At 76.1% G+C, this 19,376-nt stretch carries 20 protein-coding genes and 2 pseudogenes; 18 read left to right on the top strand and 4 right to left on the bottom strand.

Translation table 11 applies throughout. The annotated features are described in order from the left end of the window. Positions 1 to 23: 23 nt before the first annotated feature. Together cofC and ABEB13_RS06395 are read right to left on the bottom strand one after the other, a co-directional pair. Positions 24 to 629, bottom strand: coding sequence for a 2-phospho-L-lactate guanylyltransferase (gene cofC, locus ABEB13_RS06400; RefSeq protein WP_345709565.1), 606 nt, complete (start codon positions 627 to 629; stop codon positions 24 to 26). 185 nt (positions 630 to 814) lie between these two features. Next, the gene (locus ABEB13_RS06395; protein ID WP_345704656.1) at positions 815 to 1,195 is read right to left on the bottom strand and encodes a hypothetical protein; all 381 of its coding nucleotides are present in this window, start codon (positions 1,193 to 1,195) and stop codon (positions 815 to 817) included. Between the two features lie 257 nt (positions 1,196 to 1,452). Between ABEB13_RS06395 and ABEB13_RS06390 the strand changes: the two genes are divergently transcribed. Continuing rightward, positions 1,453 to 2,088, top strand: a complete 636-nt coding sequence (locus tag ABEB13_RS06390) for an HAD family acid phosphatase (protein ID WP_345704655.1) — start codon at positions 1,453 to 1,455, stop codon at positions 2,086 to 2,088. A 63-nt stretch (positions 2,089 to 2,151) separates the two neighbouring features. Here ABEB13_RS06390 and ABEB13_RS06385 read toward each other — a convergent pair whose 3' ends face one another. Next, complete coding sequence (locus tag ABEB13_RS06385; RefSeq protein ID WP_345704654.1) at positions 2,152 to 2,730, bottom strand: cupin domain-containing protein; 579 nt, start codon at positions 2,728 to 2,730, stop codon at positions 2,152 to 2,154. Positions 2,731 to 2,985: 255 nt separating this feature from the next. On the opposite strand from ABEB13_RS06385, the gene ABEB13_RS06380 reads away from it, so the two are divergent. The 17 genes and pseudogenes from ABEB13_RS06380 to ABEB13_RS06295 all read left to right on the top strand — a co-directional run bounded on the left by ABEB13_RS06380 (position 2,986) and on the right by ABEB13_RS06295 (position 18,799). After that, entirely contained in the window at positions 2,986 to 3,426 is a 441-nt protein-coding gene (locus ABEB13_RS06380; RefSeq protein ID WP_100891752.1) for an RrF2 family transcriptional regulator, read from the top strand. A gap of 64 nt (positions 3,427 to 3,490) precedes the next feature. After that, positions 3,491 to 4,396, top strand: coding sequence for a hypothetical protein (locus ABEB13_RS06375; protein ID WP_345704653.1), 906 nt, complete (start codon positions 3,491 to 3,493; stop codon positions 4,394 to 4,396). A gap of 440 nt (positions 4,397 to 4,836) precedes the next feature. Next, positions 4,837 to 6,393, top strand: a complete 1,557-nt coding sequence (locus ABEB13_RS06370; protein WP_345704652.1) for an ABC transporter substrate-binding protein — start codon at positions 4,837 to 4,839, stop codon at positions 6,391 to 6,393. Next, complete coding sequence (locus ABEB13_RS06365) at positions 6,390 to 7,442, top strand: ABC transporter permease (protein ID WP_345704651.1); 1,053 nt, start codon at positions 6,390 to 6,392, stop codon at positions 7,440 to 7,442. The genes ABEB13_RS06370 and ABEB13_RS06365 overlap by 4 nt, the downstream gene beginning before the upstream one ends. Beyond that, positions 7,439 to 8,398 (top strand): ABC transporter permease, encoded by a 960-nt coding sequence (locus ABEB13_RS06360; protein ID WP_345704650.1) that lies wholly within the window; start codon positions 7,439 to 7,441, stop codon positions 8,396 to 8,398. The genes ABEB13_RS06365 and ABEB13_RS06360 overlap by 4 nt, the downstream gene beginning before the upstream one ends. Then, positions 8,385 to 9,404, top strand: coding sequence for an ABC transporter ATP-binding protein (locus ABEB13_RS06355; protein ID WP_345704649.1), 1,020 nt, complete (start codon positions 8,385 to 8,387; stop codon positions 9,402 to 9,404). Before ABEB13_RS06360 ends, ABEB13_RS06355 begins: the two co-directional genes overlap by 14 nt. Beyond that, positions 9,401 to 9,751, top strand: coding sequence for an ATP-binding cassette domain-containing protein (locus tag ABEB13_RS06350; protein ID WP_345704648.1), 351 nt, complete (start codon positions 9,401 to 9,403; stop codon positions 9,749 to 9,751). Before ABEB13_RS06355 ends, ABEB13_RS06350 begins: the two co-directional genes overlap by 4 nt. 244 nt (positions 9,752 to 9,995) lie before the next feature. Beyond that, positions 9,996 to 10,403, top strand: coding sequence for an oligopeptide/dipeptide ABC transporter ATP-binding protein (locus ABEB13_RS06345; RefSeq protein WP_345704647.1), 408 nt, complete (start codon positions 9,996 to 9,998; stop codon positions 10,401 to 10,403). Positions 10,404 to 10,435: 32 nt separating this feature from the next. Continuing rightward, entirely contained in the window at positions 10,436 to 11,599 is a 1,164-nt protein-coding gene (locus tag ABEB13_RS06340) for an LLM class flavin-dependent oxidoreductase (protein WP_345704646.1), read from the top strand. Beyond that, positions 11,596 to 12,324 carry a molybdopterin-dependent oxidoreductase gene (locus ABEB13_RS06335; protein ID WP_345704645.1) on the top strand — a complete coding sequence of 243 codons (729 nt, stop codon included), beginning with the start codon at positions 11,596 to 11,598 and terminating at the stop codon, positions 12,322 to 12,324. The genes ABEB13_RS06340 and ABEB13_RS06335 overlap by 4 nt, the downstream gene beginning before the upstream one ends. Continuing rightward, positions 12,234 to 13,052 (top strand): annotated as a pseudogene (locus tag ABEB13_RS06330) (molybdopterin-dependent oxidoreductase); the annotation flags it as partial. The gene ABEB13_RS06335 and the pseudogene ABEB13_RS06330, both read left to right, overlap by 91 nt. 31 nt (positions 13,053 to 13,083) lie before the next feature. Beyond that, positions 13,084 to 13,929: a molybdopterin dinucleotide binding domain-containing protein gene (locus ABEB13_RS40335; protein ID WP_425559954.1), complete on the top strand. Its 846-nt coding sequence runs from the start codon at positions 13,084 to 13,086 to the stop codon at positions 13,927 to 13,929. Continuing rightward, positions 13,926 to 15,134 (top strand): acyl-CoA dehydrogenase family protein, encoded by a 1,209-nt coding sequence (locus ABEB13_RS06315; RefSeq protein ID WP_345704643.1) that lies wholly within the window; start codon positions 13,926 to 13,928, stop codon positions 15,132 to 15,134. Before ABEB13_RS40335 ends, ABEB13_RS06315 begins: the two co-directional genes overlap by 4 nt. A 3-nt stretch (positions 15,135 to 15,137) precedes the next feature. After that, complete coding sequence (locus ABEB13_RS06310) at positions 15,138 to 16,316, top strand: LLM class flavin-dependent oxidoreductase (RefSeq protein WP_345704642.1); 1,179 nt, start codon at positions 15,138 to 15,140, stop codon at positions 16,314 to 16,316. After that, positions 16,313 to 17,068 carry an alpha/beta hydrolase gene (locus ABEB13_RS06305; protein WP_345704641.1) on the top strand — a complete coding sequence of 252 codons (756 nt, stop codon included), beginning with the start codon at positions 16,313 to 16,315 and terminating at the stop codon, positions 17,066 to 17,068. Before ABEB13_RS06310 ends, ABEB13_RS06305 begins: the two co-directional genes overlap by 4 nt. Beyond that, positions 17,065 to 17,637: a flavin reductase family protein gene (locus tag ABEB13_RS06300; RefSeq protein WP_345704640.1), complete on the top strand. Its 573-nt coding sequence runs from the start codon at positions 17,065 to 17,067 to the stop codon at positions 17,635 to 17,637. Before ABEB13_RS06305 ends, ABEB13_RS06300 begins: the two co-directional genes overlap by 4 nt. Beyond that, a pseudogene (locus ABEB13_RS06295) lies at positions 17,628 to 18,799 on the top strand (LLM class flavin-dependent oxidoreductase). The gene ABEB13_RS06300 and the pseudogene ABEB13_RS06295 overlap by 10 nt, the downstream one beginning before the upstream one ends. On the opposite strand, the gene ABEB13_RS40330 reads toward ABEB13_RS06295, so the two are convergent. Continuing rightward, positions 18,744 to 19,364, bottom strand: coding sequence for a phosphatase PAP2 family protein (locus ABEB13_RS40330; RefSeq protein ID WP_380233028.1), 621 nt, complete (start codon positions 19,362 to 19,364; stop codon positions 18,744 to 18,746). The pseudogene ABEB13_RS06295 and the gene ABEB13_RS40330 sit on opposite strands and share 56 nt — an antisense overlap. Positions 19,365 to 19,376 lie beyond the last annotated feature (12 nt).

The raw sequence follows: 19,376 nt of genomic DNA, 5'->3' as shown, positions 1-19,376 counted from the left end.
GGCGGGGGCGGGGCCGGTCGGGGTCAGACCAGGGCGGCGCTCGCGGCCGCGGTGTGCGGGCCGACGCCGAGGGCGAGCGCCTCCTGCAGATCGGCGCCGGTGTCGACGTCCCGGCGGACGGAGGGCACCCGGTCGAGGAGGAGCTCCCGGGCGCCGCCCGCCGCGTGCCGGACACGGGAACCCGGGCCGAACGCCGGCCGGAGGGCGCCGCCGGGCGGGCAGGCCAGCAGCGTGGTGCCGAGCCCCGGGGCGTCCGCGAGGAACGCCCGCCCGAGCGGTCGGGCGGCGGACAGCACCCGGGCCAGCTCGTCGGGCCGCAGCGCGGGCAGGTCCGCGGAGAGGGTGGCGACCGGTGCGTGCGGCGCGAGGCCGGCCGCGCGGGCGGCCCCGTGCGCCAGCGCCGCGTTCAGCCCGGTGCCCGGCTCGTCCGCCACCACGACGGCACCCAGCGCGGCGAGCAGGGCGCCGGCCTCGGCGTCCCGGGTCACCGCGAGCAGGCGGGCGACGCCGGGCGCGGCCAGTGCGGCCGCCGCCGTGTCGAGGGCGAACGCGAGCGCGAGCCGGGGCCGGTGCGCCCCGGCGAAGGCGGCCAGCCGGGACTTCGCCTGTTCGAGCGGCTTCACCGGCATGACCAGCCACCAGCCCGGCCGGTCCGTCGGCGGCGCCGGGGGATCGGCGGTGGTGCTCTCGGTGTGCTCGCTCACCACGCCATTCTCCCGACGCGGGCCGGGCCGTGGCCAGGGGGATCGCCGTCCCGCAGGCGTGCCCTGGCTCACCCGCCGCGCCGGCCCGCGACCGGCGGACGGGACGGACGTCATTCCTCGGTCGCGATGGTGCCCTGGTGCTCGCGGCCCGTGTCGAAGTACCGGTCCAGGTACGCCTCCCCGTCGAGGGGACTGTCCCGCAGGAGGGAGTAGACCTCGTCCCCGTCGCCCGGCCGCCCTTCGGTGGCCAGGTGGTAGCACTGGGCCAGCTCCAGGTAGCGGTGACCGCCTTCCGCGGCATAGGCCCGTGCCTCGACCTCTGCCCGGGCGACGGCCTGCTCCATCGAGACGGCCTGCCACAGGGTCAGGCGCTCCTCGTAGGGCGTGCCCTCCCAGGCATCCCACTGGAACACGCAGCGGACCGCGTACCAGGACTTCTCCTCCGTCGTGTCCGCTGTTGCCATGGTGATCCCGTCGGAAGGCGGCTGCACGCGCCGAGCATACGGGCAGGTGCTCGTCCCGCGGCCGGAATTGTCGCTGTCGCGGAGCCGCCGGCCCCGGCGGGGCGGATGCGGCCGGAAACCTCGGGGCCGGCCGTGCGGCATTCAAGTCATGCTCTGGTCAAGTGGCCTGGCGGTGTGGAAGTCTGCGGGGAACGACCAGATCGTTCCGGTGCTGCTCCTCGCCGCCGGCCGGACCGCCGGCCGCGGGGGTGCGCACCGCCACCCTCACGAAGGACCCGGACCACGTGAAGAGTCTTCCCGGCAAGGTTGCCGCCGCCGTGCTCGTCGCCGCTGCCCTCACCGGGGCCGCCGCCGTCCCGGCCGCCGCCGCCACCCCTGCCCCTGCCGCAACGGCCCCGGTGCCCGGGCAGGTTGCACCGGCCGCCGCCGCGGCTGTGACCGAGGCGCAGTGGCTCGCCGACGTCACGACGGCGCTCGCGCCTGCCCGGCCGTGGATCGACCAGCGCGCCGTGGCGCTCCACGGCGGGCGGCCCGCGATCGTGCTCGACATCGACAACACCAGTCTGCAGACGCACTTCCACCCGTTCCTGATGCCCGCCGTCCCGGCCACGCTCGACCTGGCCGGGTTCGCCCGGTCGCGCGGGGTGGCGGTCTTCTTCGTCACGGCACGCCCGGACTTCGTCGAGCCCGTGACGCGCTACGGGCTCGCGCACGCCGGATATCCGGTGGACGGCCTGTACGGGCGCGACCTCGGCGACCTCTTCCACGCCGTCCAGGACTTCAAGACGGCGAGCCGTGCCGACATCGAGCGCCGTGGCTACACCATCGTCGCGAACATCGGCAACAACCTCACCGACCTCCAGGGCGGGCACGCGGAGCGCACCTTCAAGCTGCCGGACTACGACGGCCTGCTGTCCTGACCCTCCGTCACAGGGTCGTGGGGCGGTCGGAAACCGGTGCGCCCGCCCCACGGTGCCGGACGGCTACTGCTCCGAGGGGCCGGCGTAAAGGCCCGGCAGGTTGACGACGATGGCCTCCTGGGTGCTGCGGGCGATCACCACCACGGCCTCCTCCCGCGGGTCGGGGTTCTCCTCGCGGTGCGGTACGAAGGGCGGAACGAAGATGTAGTCGCCCGGCCCCGTCCGCAGCCGGACCTCGACCGGCTCGCCCGAGGAGTCCTCCACGAAGACGAACTCCGGGTGTCCGCTGACCACGTGGATGGCGGTCTCGGACTCGCCGTGGTGGTGGTCCGAGGAGGCGGTCGCCGGGGCGACGTGCGTCTGGCCCATCCAGAGTTTCGCCGAGCCGACCGTCCGCCCGCTGATCGCGGCGAACCGCCGCATGCCACCCGTCTGCGCGGTGTCGCCGTCGAGTTCGCCGGCCCGGATGTGGTGGAGCCGGGCGCGCAGCGGCGCGGACGTGGCGGACGCGGCATCGTCGGGCAGGTGCGGGTGGAAATCGTCGCCGGACTCCGCACAGGTCGCGGCCGCCCCGCCGTCGGCCGGTGGGTCGGCCGGCACGGCGTCCGGTGCCGGGGCGGAGTGGCCGGATGCGGTGGACATGGTGACTCCAGGCGGTGGGCTGGCGGGTGAGGGGCGGCACGTGCCGGGGAGTCCGGCGCCGCCGCTGGGCGCGCGGGGCCGGGAGGCGTGCCGCGCCGAGGAGGCCGGCGGCGGCGGGTGCGGCGTGCCGGGCACGGAGTGGACGCTAGGGGCGCCGGCAAAAGGATGTCAAGAGGTGTCCTTTCGGTGGACGGGCCAACGGGCCGTGCGCAGGCGGAGCTTGAAGACCGCGCCGAGCCGTGGATACTCGGGCCCATGCATATTTCCGCGAAGGCGGACTACGCCGCCCGCGCGCTGGTGGAACTCGCCTGCGACACGGGCCGTCCGCTCACCTGCGAGGCCATCGCCTCCTCCCAGGGTATTCCGTTCCGGTTCCTGAAGTCGGTCGTCGGCGACCTGCGCCGGGCCGGCCTGGTGCGCAGCCAGCGCGGCTGCGAAGGCGGGTACTGGCTGGGCCGCCCGGCCGACGAGATCACCCTGCTGGACGTCGTCCGGGCGGTCGACGGCGACGTCATCACCCTGCGCGGCGAACCGCTGGACGGCCTCGCCTACCCCGGCCCGGCGGACGCCCTGCCGGAGGTCTGGCGGGCCGTGGAGGACCGTGCCCGCGAGATCCTCACCGGCACCACCGTGGCCGCCCTGCTGCCCGCGGCCCGGGTCGGCGCCGTCCGCCCGCCGGTCGCCGAGCCGGTGTGAGCGGCCCGTCGCCGGCGGGCGGGCCGGTGCTGGAGGTCGTCGAGTACACCGACCCGTTCTGTCCGTGGGCTTGGGGGCCGAGCCGGTGCTGCGCCGTCTGCGGCAGCTGCTGGGCGACGCCGCACGCCACCGCCGGGTCTTCGGGATCCTCTTCGACGCGGACGACGACCCGGCGCCCGACCCGGCCGCCGAGACCGCCTGGTACGCGGGCTACGTCGAGGGCGTGACCGCCCACACGGGTGCCCCGCGCGCCGCCGAACTGCGCTGGGTGGCCGCCGACAGCCGGCCCGCCTCGCTGGCGGCGGCCGCCGCCGAAGGGCAGGGGCCGGAGGTCGCCGAGCGGGTGATGCGGCGTCTGCGGGAGACGGTGTTCGTGCTGGGCGAGCCCGCCGACACCGCCGTCCGGGTCGCCGCCGCGCTGCACGGCGTGCCCGGCCTCGACCTCGACCGGCTGTGCGCCGACGCCGGCTCGGCCGCCGTCCGGGCCCGGTTGGAGCGGGACCGCGCGGAGACCCGGCGGCCGGTGCCCGAGGTGGTGGGGCTGCGCGCCGACGGCCCGCATCCCGGTGCGGCGAAGGAGACCGAGGACGGGCACCGCTACGCGCTGCCGACGCTGCTGTTCACCGGCCCGGCGGGGCGGCGGGCGGTCCCCGGCTGGCGTCCGCTGGCGGCCTACCTGGCGGCGGCCGCCGAGGTCTGTCCGGGGCTGCGCCCGCGCGCCGACGACACCGCTCCGGCGGAGCGGCTGTTGGAGCGTCACCGCAGCCTGACGGCGGTGGATCTGGCCCGCTGCGGAGGCCGGGTCCCGGACGGCGCCCTGGTGGTGCCGACCGGCCACGGGGTGCTGTTCCTGCACCCGGGGGAGGCGGCGGGCTCGCTGCTCGCCGATCCGGCCCGGCGGGCGCAGGGCGCCTCTGAGCTGCAAGAACCGTTCGAGGGCGATGGGTTGGGAGTTCGTATCGGTGAATGAGACACCATTTGGTGTCCATTGACAGCCCGGGTCCGGTGTCGCCAGGATGAGCACATGCTCTCCACGCACCCCAACGTGGTGTGCCGCTACGTGGACTTCCGGCGCACCAGCAGCGACCTCTGTCGCTGAGCGCCTGCTCACCCCGGCGGCCCGACCGCCGTTCCTCCCGGCCGCCCGCGGCGCCCTCCGGCTGCCGCCGCCCGCCGGCCGCGCATCCCGGTGCCCCCGCCGGTAGTCGCCCGCATCCCCCGGGCCGAGCACGCCATCCGTTCCGTACGGCGTACCGGCCCGCCTCCTGCGCTCCCGCCTCCTCCGCTCCTTCCTGAACCGTCGGTGCACCCCGACGGCCGTGCCCCGCCCGCCGCCCCGCGATCCGTCGCGTCCGGGGCCGGCCGCGCCCCGGGCCGGCCCGGCGTGCCCGCGAAAGGTGACGTACGCTCATGACCAGACTTCCCGCATCGCCGTCGACCCTTGCCAGACGCTCGTTCCTCGGCCTCGGCCTCGGCCTCGGTACCGGCGCCGCTCTCGCCCTGGCCGCCTGCGGCAGCGCCGGGACGGTCGCCACCGGTGCGGGCGGATCCACCGGCACCCTCAAGTGGGGCTGGGCGCTGCCGACTTCATGGGACCCGGTGTTCTCCTCGGCGGGCTGGGACGTCCATGTCCTCTCGCTGGTCTACGCCGGGCTCACCAAGCTCGACGAGAAGGGCGCAGCCGTGCCCGCTCTCGCCACCGGCTGGACGTACGCGGCCGACGGCACCTCGGTGACCTTCACGCTCCGCCCCGGCGCCACCTTCTCCGACGGCAGCCCGCTGGACGCGGCCGCCGTCAAGAAGAGCCTGGACCGCGGCCGGACGGACCCCAAGTCCCTGGTCGCCCCGCAGTTGGTGCACGTCAAGGAGGTGGCGGCCCCCGACGCCGCCACCGTCGTCCTCCATCTCACGCAGCCCGACTACCAGTTGCCGAACCTGCTCGCCGGCAAGACCGGCCTGGTGGTCAACCCCAAGGCATTCGAGACGGACGCCGCGGGCATCGCCACCAGGCCGGCCGGCGCCGGGCCGTTCACCCTCACCTCGTACACCCTCAACACCAAGGCCGTGCTGCGCCGCAACCCCTCCTACTGGGACGCCGCGCACATCAAGCTGGAGAACCTCGAGGTCTACCCGCTGCCGGACGCGGCCACCGTGGTCGGCGGTCTGCAGTCCGGGCAGTTCGACGTCGCGCAGATCCCCGGCAGCCAGGTCGAGGCGGCGAAGGCGGCCGGCCTGGAGGTGCAGGAGATCCCCTCGCTGGTGGTGGCCGTCCTGGACGTCAACACCACCAAGGCCCCGTTCGACAACCCGGACGTGGTGGAGGCGCTGAAGTACGCGATCGACCGCGACGCCCTCGTCAAGACGCAGCTGTTCGGCCACGGCGAGGTCAACTACCAGCCCTTCCCGAAGGGTTACGTCGGATACGACCCCGGCTCCGAGGACCTCTTCCGCTACGACCCGGACAAGGCCCGCGCCCTGCTCGCCAAGGCCGGCCACCCCGACGGTGTGGAGCTCACCCTCACCACCTCGGCCGCGCAGGGCCTGCCGGAGCAGCTCCAGGCCCAGCTCAAGGCGGTCGGCATCCGCGCCACGATCGAGGTCGTGCCGGCCGCGCAGGCCACCCAGATCGTCTACATCCAGCACTCCAAGGCGCTGTTCACCGACCAGTTCGCCGGCCGCGACTCCGCCGCGCAGGCCTTCCAGGTGCTCTTCGGCGAGCAGGGCCTGATGAACCCGGGGCGCACCACCCCGCCCGAGCTCAAGGCCGCGGTGGAGAAGGTCTCCCGCACGCCCCTGGACTCGCCCGACTACCCGAAGGCGCTGCAGGCGGCCACCGCCGTCGCCGTGCGGACCATGCCGAACGTCTTCCTCTACAGCGTGCCCCGGCTGCTCGCCCGACGGCGCAGCATCTCCGAGATCCCCGCCTTCACCGTCGTCCAGCGCTTCGAGGGGGTGACCGCGTCGTGAGCGCCGCGGCGGCTCCTGCCGCGGGCGCGCGGGCCGGCCTCCGGTGGGCGGCCGGCCCGCTCGCCCGCCGGGCCGCCCGGGCGCCGCGCTCGGCCGCCCGGGTGCTGGCAGGCACGGCGTTCGTGTTCCTGCTCTCCTCGCTGCTCACCTTCGGCCTGGGCGCCGTGTCGGACGCCAACCCGGCGGCCGCCGTCCTCGGGGAGACCGCCACACCCGCCGACATCGTGCGCCTCGACCACGAGTTCGGCCTCGACCGCCCGCTGCCGGTGCAGTACGGCAGTTGGCTGCTGCACGCGGTCGGCGGCGACCTCGGGCGGTCCTGGTTCACCACCGTCCCGGTGTCCGACAGCATCGCCGCCGCGCTGCCCGTCGACCTGTCGATCGCCGGTCTCGCGCTGCTGTTCGCTGTCCTGCTCGGCGCGGCGGCCGGCATCGGCGCGGCCCTCAGCAACGGCGGCCGCCTGGACCGGGCGGTCACCGCGGGCTGCACCGTGCTCGGCACCCTGCCGGCCTTCGTGGTCGCGATCGGCCTGATCACCCTGGTCGCCGTCCAGTTGCGGCTGCTGCCCTCCGGCGGGTACGTGCCGTTCGGCCAGGACCCGGGCCAGTGGCTGCGGTTCGCGCTGCTGCCGGCCCTCGCGCTCAGTCTGGACGCCGCGGCCGGCATCGCCAGGCAGTTGCGGACCTCGCTGGTCGGTGCGCTGCGCGAGAACTACGCCACCGGCGCGGTGATGCGCGGACTCTCGCCGCGCCGGGTGCTGTTCGGGCACGTGCTGCGCAACGCCGCCGGGCCCGCGGTGACCGTGCTCGGCATGAGCGTGCCGATGCTGATCGGCGGCGCGGTCGTCACCGAGCGCATCTTCAACCTGCCGGGCATCGCCCAACTCTCCCTGCGCGCCGCCGAACAGCACGATGTCCCGGTCATCCAGGGCACCCTGCTGGTCACCGTCGTGGTGGTGCTGGTCGCCAACCTCGCCGTCGACGCGGGCCTGTTGGCGCTCAACCCGGCGGCACGCAGGGCGCCGGGCGCCGGGGCGGTGCCGCGGTGAGCGCCGTCCGCGGAGCCGTCCGCCTCCCGGTGGCCCGGGCCGCGCTCGCGGTCCTGGCGGTGGTCACCCTGCTCGCCGTCCTCGGAGGCGCCCTGGCGCCGCTCGACCCGCTCGCCCAGGACGCCGCCCACATCCTCCAGGGCCCCAGCGGCGCCCACCTGCTGGGCACCGACTACCTGGGCCGCGACGTGCTCAGCCGGCTGCTGGCCGGCACCGGGCCGTCGGTGGTGGCGGCGGTCGAGGCGGTCGGCGCGGCGATGGTGCTCGGGGTCCTCCCCGGCATCCTCTCCGTCCGTCTCGCCCCGGTGCCGACCTGGGTGTCGCTGCGCGCGGTGGACGCGCTGATGACCCTGCCGTTCACCCTGTTCGCGATCGCCGCCGTCGGGGTGCTCGGCAACGGGCTGCACCAGGCGATGCTGGCGCTCGGCGTGCTGCTGGCCCCGCTGTTCTTCCGGGTCACCCGGGCCGCCGCGCTCGGCCTGGACCGCGCCCAGTACGTCGAGGCGGCCGAGCTGATGGGCGCCGGCCGCGGCTGGATCCTGCGCGTCCACGTCTGGCGCAAGGTGCTGCCGACCGTGGCGGTCACCACCGCGCACGCGCTCGCCACCAGCCTGCTGACGGTGGCCTCGCTGACCTTCCTGGGCATCGGCGTCCAGCCGCCGGCACCGACCTGGGGCGGCATGCTCGCCAGCGACCTCGGGTTCCTCGCCCAGCAGCCGTGGGCGCCGGCCCTACCCGCCGTGCTGATCATGCTCACCGTCGGCGCGCTCAACCTGCTGGCCGACGCCCTCCGGGACACCGACCCGAACGACACCGGGACCGGCCCCGCAGCCGCCGACGCGGACGGCCCGGCTGCCACCGGCCGTCCCGCCGCCGACCGCCCCGACGCGGACGGCCCCGCTGCCGCCCACCGCCTCGCCGACGCGCCGAAGGAGAAGGCCGATGCCCACGTCTGACCGCCCCGCGCTGACCGTCGACGGCCTGCACGTCACCGTCGGGCGCGGCCGCACCGAGGCCGTCCGCGATGTCAGCTTCACCGTCCGTCCCGGGGAGGCCGTCGGACTGGTCGGCGAGTCCGGTAGCGGCAAGTCGCTCACCTGCCGCGCCGTCCTCGGCCTGCTCGCCCCCGGCGTCGCCGTGTCGGCCGGGCGGATCGAGCTCGGCGGCACCGAACTCACCGGGCTCGGCGACCGGGGGTGGCGGCAGGTCCGCGGCAGCCGCCTCGGCGCGGTCTTCCAGGATCCGGGGTCCTACCTCAACCCCTCGCTCACCGTCGGCCGCCAGCTCGCCGAGCCGCTGCGGCTGCGCGACGGCCTCCCGCGCGCCGAGGCGCGCCGCCGGGCCGTCGAGCTGCTCGCCTCGGTCGGCCTGCGCGACCCGGAGACCGTGTACGAGCGCCACCCGCACGAGCTGTCCGGCGGCATGCTGCAGCGCGTCCTGATCGCGATCGCGGTCTCCGGCGATCCGGAGCTGCTGGTCGCGGACGAGGCGACCACCGCGCTCGACACCGTCGTCCAGGCCGAGGTCCTGGACCTGCTCGACCGGCTCCGCCGGGAGCGCGGGCTCGCCCTGCTGCTGGTCACCCACGACCTCGCCGTGGTGGCCGAGGTGAGCGACCGGCTGCTGGTCCTCTACGCCGGGGAGATCGTCGAGGACGGCCCCACCGCAGAGGTGGTCGCCGCGCCCGCGCACCCGTACACCGAGGCCCTGCTGCGCGTCGCCTCACTCGGCGACCGCAGCCGCCGCGAACTCGCCGTCATCCCCGGACGGCCGCCCGAGCCGGGCACCGCCGGCGCCGGATGCCGCTTCGCCGACCGCTGCACCTACGCCACGGACGCCTGCACCGCCGGACCGGTCGCCCTCACCCCCGCCGGGGACGGCCGCTCGGTGCGCTGCCTGCGCGCCCCCTCGCTCGCCCTGCAGGGAGCCGGAACACCCGACCGCACGGAGGTACCCGCATGACCGTCACCACCGAGGAGCACACGGCCGCGCCGCCCGCCGCCCCCGCCGGGCCGCTGCTGAGCATCCGCGGACTCGAGGTCTCCTACCGCCGCGGCGAGCCCGTGCTCGGCGGTGTCGACCTGGACGCCCGGGCCGGCGAGATCCTCGGCGTGATCGGTGAGACCGGCTCCGGCAAGACCACGCTGGCCCGGGCCGTCGTCGGCCTCGCCCCCGTGACCGCGGGCCGGATCACCGTCGACGGCAAGGACCGCACCACGCTGCGCGGCCGCAGCCTGCGGCGGGCCCGCCGCACCGGCGCGGTCCAGTACATGTTCCAGGACCCGCTGCGCTCCTCGACCCGGACCTGACGGTCCGCCGGCTCGTCGCGGAGCCGCTGGCGGTCGCCGGGGTGCCGCGCGAGGAGCGGGAGCAGCGCGTGCTCACCGCCCTCGACCAGGTCGGGCTGGACCGGTCGCTGGCCGACCGCACCCCGGGCGGCTCTCCGGCGGCCAGCGGCAGCGGGTCGCGCTCGCCCGGGCGATCGTCACCCGGCCCCGCCTGCTGCTCGCCGACGAACCGGTCAGCGCCCTGGACGCCTCCAACCGCAACCACGTGCTGCGGCTGCTGGACGGGCTCCGGCGCGAGCTGGGCCTGGCCGTCGTCGTCATCTCCCACGACCTCGACTCGCTGGCCGGTGTCGCCGACCGGATCGCCGTGCTGTACCGCGGGCAGGTCGTCGAACAGGGCCCGGCCGAGGCCGTCCTGACCGCGCCGCTGCATCCGTACAGTGCGCTGCTCGTCGCCTCCGCACCGAGCCTGGACCGCACGCACCGCACCGACCTGGCGCTGCTGCGCGGCCCTGCGGCGGCGCCGCCGGCGGCCTCGGACTGCGCCTTCGCCCACCGCTGCCCCTTCGCCGACGCCGACTGCGCGGCCCGTCCGGCCCCGACCGCGCACGGCCCCGGCCGCAGCGCCGCCTGCCACCACGCGCCCGACTGGCGCGCCCGCCTCTCCCGCTGACCACGCCCCGCCTCCCCGTCTGGAGCCCCGCCATGTCCACCGTCGAGTTCATCGGCATCGCCGCGACCCGGCCGGTCAGCGAGACCGGCGCCGCCTCCGCGTCCGCAGCCGTCCCCGGGGCCGATTCCGCCGCCTCCGCCGTCACCGCGCAGAGCGGGAGCGGCAGCCCGTCCGGTGCCGTGATCCAGCCCGGGTACCTGAAGGCCCTCGCCACCGCGCACGAGGAGGCCGGGTTCGACCGGGTGCTGGTCGCGCACTCCTCCGCCAGCCCGGACGGCTTCACCGTCGCCGACCAGGTGCTCACCCACACCGACCGCCTCGGTGTGCTCCTCGCCCACCGCCCCGGGTTCGTCGCACCCACGCTGGCCGCCCGGAAGTTCGCCACCCTGGACGCCTTCCACCCCGGCCGGGTCGCCCTGCACGTGATCACCGGCGGCGACGACGCCGACCAGGCCCGGGACGGCGACCTCAGCGACAAGCCGACCCGCTACCGGCGCACCGACGAGTTCCTGGAGATCGTCCGCCGCAGCTGGGACTCGGCCGAACCCTTCGACCACGAGGGCGAGTTCTACACCGTCCGGGGCGCCCTGTCCGGAGTCCGCCCGGAGCGGCCGATCCCTGTCTACTTCGGCGGTGCGTCCCAGGATGCGATCCGGGTCGGCGGCCGGCACGCCGACGTGTACGCCTTCTGGGGCGAACCGCTGGCCGGCATCGCCGAGCGGATCCGCCAGGTCAGGGCGGCCGCCGCACCGTACGGCCGCGACCCCCGGTTCAGCGTCAGCCTGCGCCCCATCCCCGCCGCCACCGAGGCCGAGGCCTGGCAGCGCGCCCAGGAGATCCTGCGCCTCACCAAGGAGCGGGTCGGCGATCTCAGGCGGCACTTCAACCTCGACCACTCCGCGCAGCACGGCTCGCAGCGACTGCTGGCGTACGCCGACCAGGCCGAGGTGCACGACAAGCGGCTCTGGACGGCGATCGCCAAGGCCACCGGCGCGGCCGGCAACTCCACCGCGCTGGTAGGCAGTTACGAGCAGGTCGCCGAATCGCTGCTGGACTACACCGCGCTGGGGGTCTCCACCCTGCTGATCCGCGGCTTCGACCCGCTCGCCGACGCCCGCGACTACGGCGAACTCGTCCGCCTGGTGCGGGAACAGGCCGTCGGCACCGCCGAACTCGCCGGGGCCGGCCGGCCGTGACCACCACCCCGACCACCTCGCACTGGGGCGCGTTCCGAGTCCGCACCGCGCCGGGCGGCGCCGTCACGGTCGAGCCCCACCCGGCCGACCCGTCGCCGTCCCCGCTGCTCGGCGGCGTGCCCGGCGCCCTGCACCATCCGACCCGGATCGCCCGCCCGGCCGTCCGTGCGGGCTGGCTGGAGCACGGCCCGGGCCCCTCGTCGCGACGCGGCGCCGAGCCCTTCGTCGAGGTGGAGTGGGAGCACGCACTCGACCTGGTGGCCGCCGAACTCGACCGCGTCCGAAACGAGTTCGGCCACCAGGCCGTCTTCGGCGGATCCTACGGGTGGGCGAGCGCCGGGCGGTTCCACCACGCGCAGAGCCAACTGCACCGATTCCTGGCGCAGTTTGGCGGCTACACCGGCTCGCGGAACTCCTACAGCCTCGGCACCTCGCTGGTGCTGCTGCCGCACGTGGTCGGCGACGCCGAGGCCGTGCTGCGGGCCTCCTCGTCCTGGCCCACGATCACCCGGCACACCCGGCTGATCGTCGCCTTCGGCGGCATCCCGGCCAAGAACGTGCACGTCACCCCCGGTGGCGTCACCCGGCACGGCACCCCGGCCACCTCGCCGCGCTCGCCGCCGCCGGGGTCGACATCGCCCTGGTCAGCCCGCTGCGCGACGACCTGTCCGACGGTCCGCCGACCGACTGGTACCCCGTCGCGCCCGGCACCGACACCGCCCTGATGCTCGCGCTGACCCACACCCTGCTCGTCGAGGGGCTGCACGACCGCGCCTTCCTGGACAGGTGCACCACCGGGTGGGACACCCTGGCCGGCTACCTCGACGGCAGCGCCGACGGCATCCCCAAGGACGCCGACTGGGCCGCCCCGATCTGCGGCATCGCCCCTGACCGGATCCGCGGCCTCGCCCGCCGGATGGCCGCCACCCGCACCCTGGTCACCGTCACCTGGTCCCTCCAGCGCGCCCGCTACGGCGAGCAGCCGGTCTGGGCGGGCCTCGCGCTGGCCGCCGCGCTCGGCCAGATCGGCCTGCCCGGCGGCGGGTTCGGCCACGGCTACGGCTCGATGGGCGACGTCGGCGACACCGGCTCCGCGCTGCGCCTGCCGTTCCTGCCCCAGGGCCCCAACCCCGTGGACGAGTTCATCCCGTGCGCCCGGATCGCGGACCTGCTGCTGCACCCCGGCGAGGAGTACGACTACGACGGGACCCGCCGCCGCTACCCCGACATCCGGCTGGTGCACTGGGCCGGCGGCAACCCCTTCCACCACCACCAGGACCTCGGCCGGCTGCGCCGGGCCTTCGCCCGCCCCGACACCGTCGTCGTCCACGAGCCGCACTGGACGGCCACCGCCCGGCACGCCGACATCGTGCTGCCGATCACCACCGCCCTGGAGCGCGAGGACCTCGGCGGCGGCCGCCGCGACACCCACCTGATCGCCATGCACCGCGCTGTCGCCCCGTACGGCGAGGCCCGCGACGACCATGCGGTGCTCGCCGCCCTGGCCGAACGCCTCGGCTTCGGCGCGGAGTTCACCGAGGGGCGGACGCCGCGCGGGTGGCTGGTGCACCTGTACGAGGAGTGGGCCGACCGGCTGCGCGCCGACGGCGCGGGGGATCCGCCGCCGTTCCGCGCGTTCTGGTCGGCGGGTGAGTGGCGGCTGCCCGAACAGGCCGCCGAGCGGACGCTGTTCGAGGAGTTCCGGGCCGACCCGGAGGGCAGGCCGCTGGCCACCCCAGCGGCCGGATCGAGCTCCACTCCGCCACCGTCGCGGCCCTCGCCCTGCCGGACTGCCCGGGCCACCCGGCCTGGCTGGACCCGCCCGAGCGGCTCGGCACCGCCGCCGCCGAGCGTCATCCGCTGCTGCTGGTCGCCAACCAGCCCGCGACCCGGCTGCACAGCCAACTCGACGTCGGCGCACCGAGCCTGTCCGACAAGGTGGCCGGCCGGGAGGCGGTCGAACTGCACCCGGCCGACGCCGCCGCCCGCGCGGTCGGCGACGGCGACCTGGTACGGATCTTCAACGACCGGGGGCCTGCCTGGCCGGCGCCCGGCTGACCGACCGGCTCCGGCCGGGAGTCGTCCGGCTGCCGACCGGCGCCTGGTTCGACCCTGTCCCCGGCACCGAACCGCCGCTCTGCGCGCACGGCAACCCCAACGTGCTCACCGCGGACGAGCCCAGCTCCCGGCTGTCCCAGGGCTGCACCGGCCAGCACGCGCTGGTCGAGATCGAACGCTGGTCCGGCGGTGAGCCGCCGCCCGTGACCGTCCGCCACCCGCCCGTCCTGCTGACCGCGCCCGCCATGCCCGCACCGGAGAGCACCCCATGATCGCCGCCCCGCCCGCACCCGCCGCGCCCGCACCCGGCAAACCCGCACTCGCCCGTCCCGACCTCGCCCGGCTGCCGGAGCTGACCGCCGCACTCGCCGCCCGCGCCGCCGACCACGACCGGGACGCCGACTTCCCGTACGAGGGTGTCGAACGCGTCCACCGCGCAGGCCTGCTGACCGCCACGGTGGCGCAGCGGCACGGCGGGCCCGGCGCCGGGCTCGCCGACACCGTCCGCATCCTGCGCGTACTGGGGGAGGGCGACCCGGCGGTGGCGCTGGTCACCGCGATGACCCTGTTCACCCACGCCGCCGAGGCCCGCAACCCGCAGTGGCCGGGCGGACCGCTCGCCGACCTGCTCGGCGAGTCGGCGCAGCGCCCCGTCCTGGTGAACGCCCTGCGGGTGGAGCCCGAACTCGGCACGCCCGTCCGCGGCGGCCTGCCCGACACGGTCGCCCGCCGGGTCGGCGACCACTGGGAGGTCACCGGGCGCAAGATCTTCTCCACCGGCGCCGTCGCCCTGCGCTGGATGCTGGTCTGGGCCCGCACCGACGAGGAGCAGCCGCGGGTCGGCTCCTTCCTCGTCCGCTCGGACCGGCCCGGCATCACCGTCGTCCCCACCTGGGACCACCTCGGCCTGCGGGCCAGCCGCAGCGACGACGTGGTGCTGGACGCCGTGCCGGTGCCGCTCGACGACGTCACGCACCTGGCCGTCCCGGGCGCCGACGGCGGCCGGGACCCGGTCGGCGGCGCCTGGAACTCCCTCGGCCTCACCGCGCTCTACCTGGGCGTCGCCCGTGCCGCCCAGGACTGGCTGACCGGCTTCCTGCACGAGCGGACACCGACCGCCCTCGGCGCGCCGCTCGCCACCCTGCCGCCCTTCCGGAGCGCGCTCGGCGAGATCGACATCGCGCTGTCCGGCGCCGAACGCCTCGTCCGCGCCCTCGCCGAGGACGTCGACGCCGGTGTGCCGGGCGCCGCGGAGCAGTCCGCCGGGGCGAAGGTGCTTGGCACCCGCGCCGCGATCGACGCCGTCCAGCAGGCCGTCGCCCTGGTCGGCAACCACGGACTCACCCGCCACCACCCCCTCCAGCGCCACCTGCGCGACGTGCTCTGCAGCCGGGTGCACACCCCGCAGGACGACACCGTCCTGCTCGCCGCCGGCCGCGCCGCGCTCACCTCTCCCACCGCTCACGAAGGAGCCTGACCCATGCCCGTCGAGTTCATCGGCATGATCTCCACCCACGACGTCTCCGAGACCCGCCCCGCACAGGGCCCGGTCGTCGACGCCGACTACACCCGCCGTTTCGCCCAAGCCCACGAGGAGGCCGGCTTCGACCGGATCCTGGTCGCGCACTCCTCCGCCAGCCCCGACCCCAACCAGGTGGCCGCCTACGCCGCCGCCCACACCGAGCGGCTCGGCCTGCTGATCGCGCACCGGCCCGGATTCATCGCACCCACCGTCGCGGCCCGCACCTTCGCGACCCTCGACCAGTTCTCCGGCGGCCGGGTCGCCGTCCACATCATCACCGGCGGCCACGACGCCGAGCAGCGCCGCGACGGCGACTACCTCACCAAGGACGAGCGGTACGCCCGCACCGACGACTACCTCACCGTGCTCACCCGGGCCTGGACGGAGGAGAAGCCGTTCGATTACGACGGCCCGTACTACCGGTTCGCGGACTTCCACTCCGAGGTGCGCCCGGCCCGGCAGCCCCGGATCCCGCTGTTCTTCGGCGGCTCCTCGGACGCGGCCTACCGGGTCGGCGGCAAGCACGCCGACACCTTCGCGCTGTGGGGCGAGCCGCTGGCCGAGACGGCCGAGCAGATCGCCCGGGTCCGGGCCGCCGCCGAGGCCGCCGGGCGGACGACCCTGCCCGGCTTCAGCGTCTCCTTCCGTCCGATTCTCGGCCGCACCGAGGACGAGGCCTGGGGCCGCGCCCACCGCATCCTGGACACCATCCGCTCCCGCGGCGACGCCTTCGGCGGCCGGCGTCCGATCCTGCCGACCGGCCCGGCCGCCGTCCCGCAGAACGTCGGCTCGCAGCGGCTGCTGGCCGCCGCCGCCAAGGGCGACCGGCACGACCGGGCACTCTGGACGGCACCCGCCGCCGCCACCGGGGCCGCGGGCAACTCCACCGCCCTGGTCGGCACCCCGGAGACGGTCGCCCAGGCCCTGCTCGACTACGTCGACCTGGGCGTGACCACCCTGCTCATCCGGGGTTACGACCCGCTGGACGACGCCCTCGACTACGGGCGCGAGCTGCTGCCGCTGGTCCGCCAGGAGGTCGCCCGGCGCGAGGCCGCCACGGCTGCCGCCACGGCTGCCGCCGCCGCGGCCTCCGTCGCGGCCCGGACGGCCGCCGCGGTCGCCGGCGGTGTCCGGTGACGGCCGCCGCGCCCGTCCGGCACCCCGGGCAGACCTGGGAGCCCGCCGAGGGCAGCACCGTCCGCGGTACCGTCCTGCTGCTGCCGGGCCGTGGTGAACACCCGGGCGTCTACGGGCGGTTCGGTCGGCGGCTGGCCTTCGACGGGTACCGTGTCCAGGCCCTGGCCGACGTGTGGACGCTCGCCGACGGCGGCCACCTCGCCGGCCTCGTCGCGGCCGCCCGCGAGGCAGGAGGCCCGGTCGTCCTCGCCGGCAGCGACACCGGTGCACTGGTGGCCCTCGCCGCGGCGGCGGGCGCCGCCCGGCCGGACGCCGTCCTCGTCGCCGGCGCACCCGCCGGCCGGGTGGCCGCCGGCACGGGGTGGAGCGACGAACTGGCCGCCCGGACGGCCTGTCCCGTCCATCGCGGCCTGCTCACCGAGGACCCCGGGTTCCGGCCGGGCCGGCTCGGCGTCCCCGTACCGGCCGAACTCGCCGCCGCCGCCGAGGCGTCCGCCCCCGACCTGCCGGTGCTGGTGCTGCACGGGCAGGCCGACCCGGTCGTCCCCGTCGGGGCGGCCCGCCGGCTGGCCGCCCGGCTGAGCCGGGCCGAACTCGTCCTCGTCGCCGACGGGTTGCACGACGTGCTCAACGACGCCGCGCACCGCAGTGTCGCCGCACAGATCGTCCAGTGGCTGGAGCGGCTGCGTGCCGGCGGCCCGGACCTGCCCCCTCTGCTCACCACCGCGCCCCGGGAGGGACACACCTCATGACCACCGTGGACGACCGCCCCGCCACCGCCACCGACCCCGTCACCGACCCTACCGTCGGCCCCACCGTCGGCCCGGAGCGGGCCACCCCGGCCGACCTGCTCCGCCGGACCCTGCGCCGGCACGCCTCCGGGGTCACCGTGATCACCGTCCCCGGCCCGGCCGGATTCACCGCGACCTCCTTCACCTCGGTCAGCCTGGAGCCCGCACTGGTCTCCTTCTACCTCGCGGCGGGCGCCTCCAGCGCGCCCGCCGTGCGGGCCGCCGACGCCTTCACCGTGCACCTGCTCCGGCGCGACCAGGAGGAACTGGCCCGGCAGTTCGCCCGCAGCGGCATCGACCGCTTCGCCGGCGCGGCCTGGCACACCGGTCCGCACGGCACCCCGCTGCTGGCCGGGGCGGCCGCCTGGCTGACGGCCCGTCCGGTGCAGTTCCAGCCGGTCGGCGACCACCTGCTGGTGGTCGGCGAGGTGCTGGCCGCGCGGGCGGACGGCGGTGCCCCGCTGGTCCACCACGACGGCGGCTTCGGCGGTTTCGCCCCGGCGCCGGGGGAGGAGCGGGCGTGGCACTGACCGTGCACTGGTTCCTGCCGACCACCGGCGACAGCCGCCAGGTCGTCGGCGGGGGCCACGGCTCCACCCCGGGGACGGCCGGCTCGGACCGCCCGCCGAGCGTCGCCTACCTGGGCCAGATCGCCCGCACCGCCGAGCAGTTGGGCTTCTCGGGCGCCCTCACCCCGACCGGCGCCTGGTGCGAGGACGCCTGGCTGACCACCGCGATGCTGACCCAGGTCACCGAGCGGCTGCGGTACCTGGTCGCCTTCCGGCCCGGCCAGATCAGCCCCACGCTGGCCGCCCAGATGGCGGCGAGCTACCAGAACCAGTCGGGCGGCCGGCTGCTGCTCAACGTGGTCACCGGCGGCGAGTCGGCGGAGCAGCGGGCGTACGGCGACTTCCTCGACAAGGCCGGCCGGTACGCCAGGACGGACGAGTTCCTCACCGTCACCGGGCGGCTGTGGCGCGGCGAGACCGTCGACCACCACGGCACGCACCTGCAGGTCGAGGGGGCGCGGCTGACCCGGCTGCCCGAGCCCGTCCCGGACGTGTACTTCGGCGGGTCCTCACCGGAGGCCGAACGGGTCGCCGCCCGGCACGCCGACGTCTACCTCACCTGGGGCGAGCCGCCCGGGCAGGTGAAGGAGAAGATCGACCGGATCCGGTCGCTGGCGGCCGTGCACGGGCGCAGCCCGCGGTTCGGCATCCGGCTGCACACCATCAGCCGGGACACCTCGGCCGAGGCCTGGGCCGAGGCGGACCGGCTGCTGGCCGGGATGGACCCGGAGCGGATCCGGGCCACCCAGGAGGCGCTGGCCCGCAGCGAGTCGGAGGGCCAGCGCCGGATGCGCGAGCTGCACGGCGGGTCCACCGACCGGCTGGAGGTGTATCCCAACCTGTGGGCCGGCGTCGGGCTGGTGCGCGGCGGCGCCGGGACGGCGCTGGTCGGCAGCCACGCGGAGGTGGCCGACCGGATCGAGGAGTACCACCGGCTCGGAGTGGACGAGTTCGTCCTGTCCGGGGTGCCGCACCTGGAGGAGGCCTACCAGGTGGGGAGGGGGTGCTCCCGCTGCTGGCGGCCCGCGGGCTGTGGCGCCGTCCGGACGCCTCCGGTGGGTGGGACGTCAGCGCAGCAGGGCGAACACGAGCCCGCACACGCCGCCCAGGGCCGTGCCCGTGACGACCTGGGCCGGGGTGTGCGCCCTCAGGACGAGGCGCGACCAGCCGATCGCGACCGGCAGGGCCAGCGCGGGCACCGCCACCGGTCCGAAGGCCAGCAGGAGGACCGCGGCGGTGCCCCCGGCCACCGAGTTGTGGATCGAGATCTGCCAGCGGACGGTGACGGCAAGCGAGGACAGCAACCCCACCAGCATCGCCACGACCAGGGCGAGCACCGCCCGCGGGGCGTCCAGCAGGCCGAGCACCGCCAGGCCCGCCAGCACGCAGAGCAGACTGGCCGCCATCGGCACCAGCCGCTGGCGGCGCACCCGGATGTGCCGGTCCGTCAGCCTGCCCCGCCGGACACCCCGGAGGATCAGGCCGATCGGCAGCACGCCGCAGAACAGCGCGGCGAGCAGGCCCCAGCCGGCGCCGGCCCAGCCGCGGCCGGTGTGCGCGCCGATCACGACCAGCAGCGCGATGACGAGGTTGGCGAGCGCCAGCACGTCGGTGACGATCCGGGCCGCCCGCTCGCGCGGCGAACCGGTCGCGAAGCGCGGCGGCTCCGGCGGGCTGAAGGTGCTCATACGGGAGGGCTC

Source organism: Kitasatospora paranensis, from assembly GCF_039544005.1.
Classification (GTDB): Bacteria; Actinomycetota; Actinomycetes; order Streptomycetales; family Streptomycetaceae; genus Kitasatospora; species Kitasatospora paranensis.
This window is presented reverse-complemented; position numbering and strand designations above follow the sequence as displayed.

Bases quoted from the DNA above. Each gene is read 5' to 3' on its own strand.
- ABEB13_RS06340 (WP_345704646.1), top strand. From the start codon at position 10,436: ATGTCCACCGTCGAGTTCATCGGCATCGCCGCGACCCGGCCGGTCAGC.
- ABEB13_RS06355 (WP_345704649.1), top strand. From the start codon at position 8,385: ATGCCCACGTCTGACCGCCCCGCGCTGACCGTCGACGGCCTGCACGTC.
- ABEB13_RS06380 (WP_100891752.1), top strand. From the start codon at position 2,986: ATGCATATTTCCGCGAAGGCGGACTACGCCGCCCGCGCGCTGGTGGAA.
- ABEB13_RS06300 (WP_345704640.1), top strand. From the start codon at position 17,065: ATGACCACCGTGGACGACCGCCCCGCCACCGCCACCGACCCCGTCACC.
- ABEB13_RS40330 (WP_380233028.1), bottom strand. From the start codon at position 19,364: ATGAGCACCTTCAGCCCGCCGGAGCCGCCGCGCTTCGCGACCGGTTCG.
- cofC (WP_345709565.1), bottom strand. From the start codon at position 629: ATGCCGGTGAAGCCGCTCGAACAGGCGAAGTCCCGGCTGGCCGCCTTC.
- ABEB13_RS06370 (WP_345704652.1), top strand. From the start codon at position 4,837: ATGACCAGACTTCCCGCATCGCCGTCGACCCTTGCCAGACGCTCGTTC.
- ABEB13_RS06350 (WP_345704648.1), top strand. From the start codon at position 9,401: ATGACCGTCACCACCGAGGAGCACACGGCCGCGCCGCCCGCCGCCCCC.
- ABEB13_RS40335 (WP_425559954.1), top strand. From the start codon at position 13,084: ATGCGGTGCTCGCCGCCCTGGCCGAACGCCTCGGCTTCGGCGCGGAGT.
- ABEB13_RS06310 (WP_345704642.1), top strand. From the start codon at position 15,138: ATGCCCGTCGAGTTCATCGGCATGATCTCCACCCACGACGTCTCCGAG.
- ABEB13_RS06315 (WP_345704643.1), top strand. From the start codon at position 13,926: ATGATCGCCGCCCCGCCCGCACCCGCCGCGCCCGCACCCGGCAAACCC.
- ABEB13_RS06385 (WP_345704654.1), bottom strand. From the start codon at position 2,730: ATGTCCACCGCATCCGGCCACTCCGCCCCGGCACCGGACGCCGTGCCG.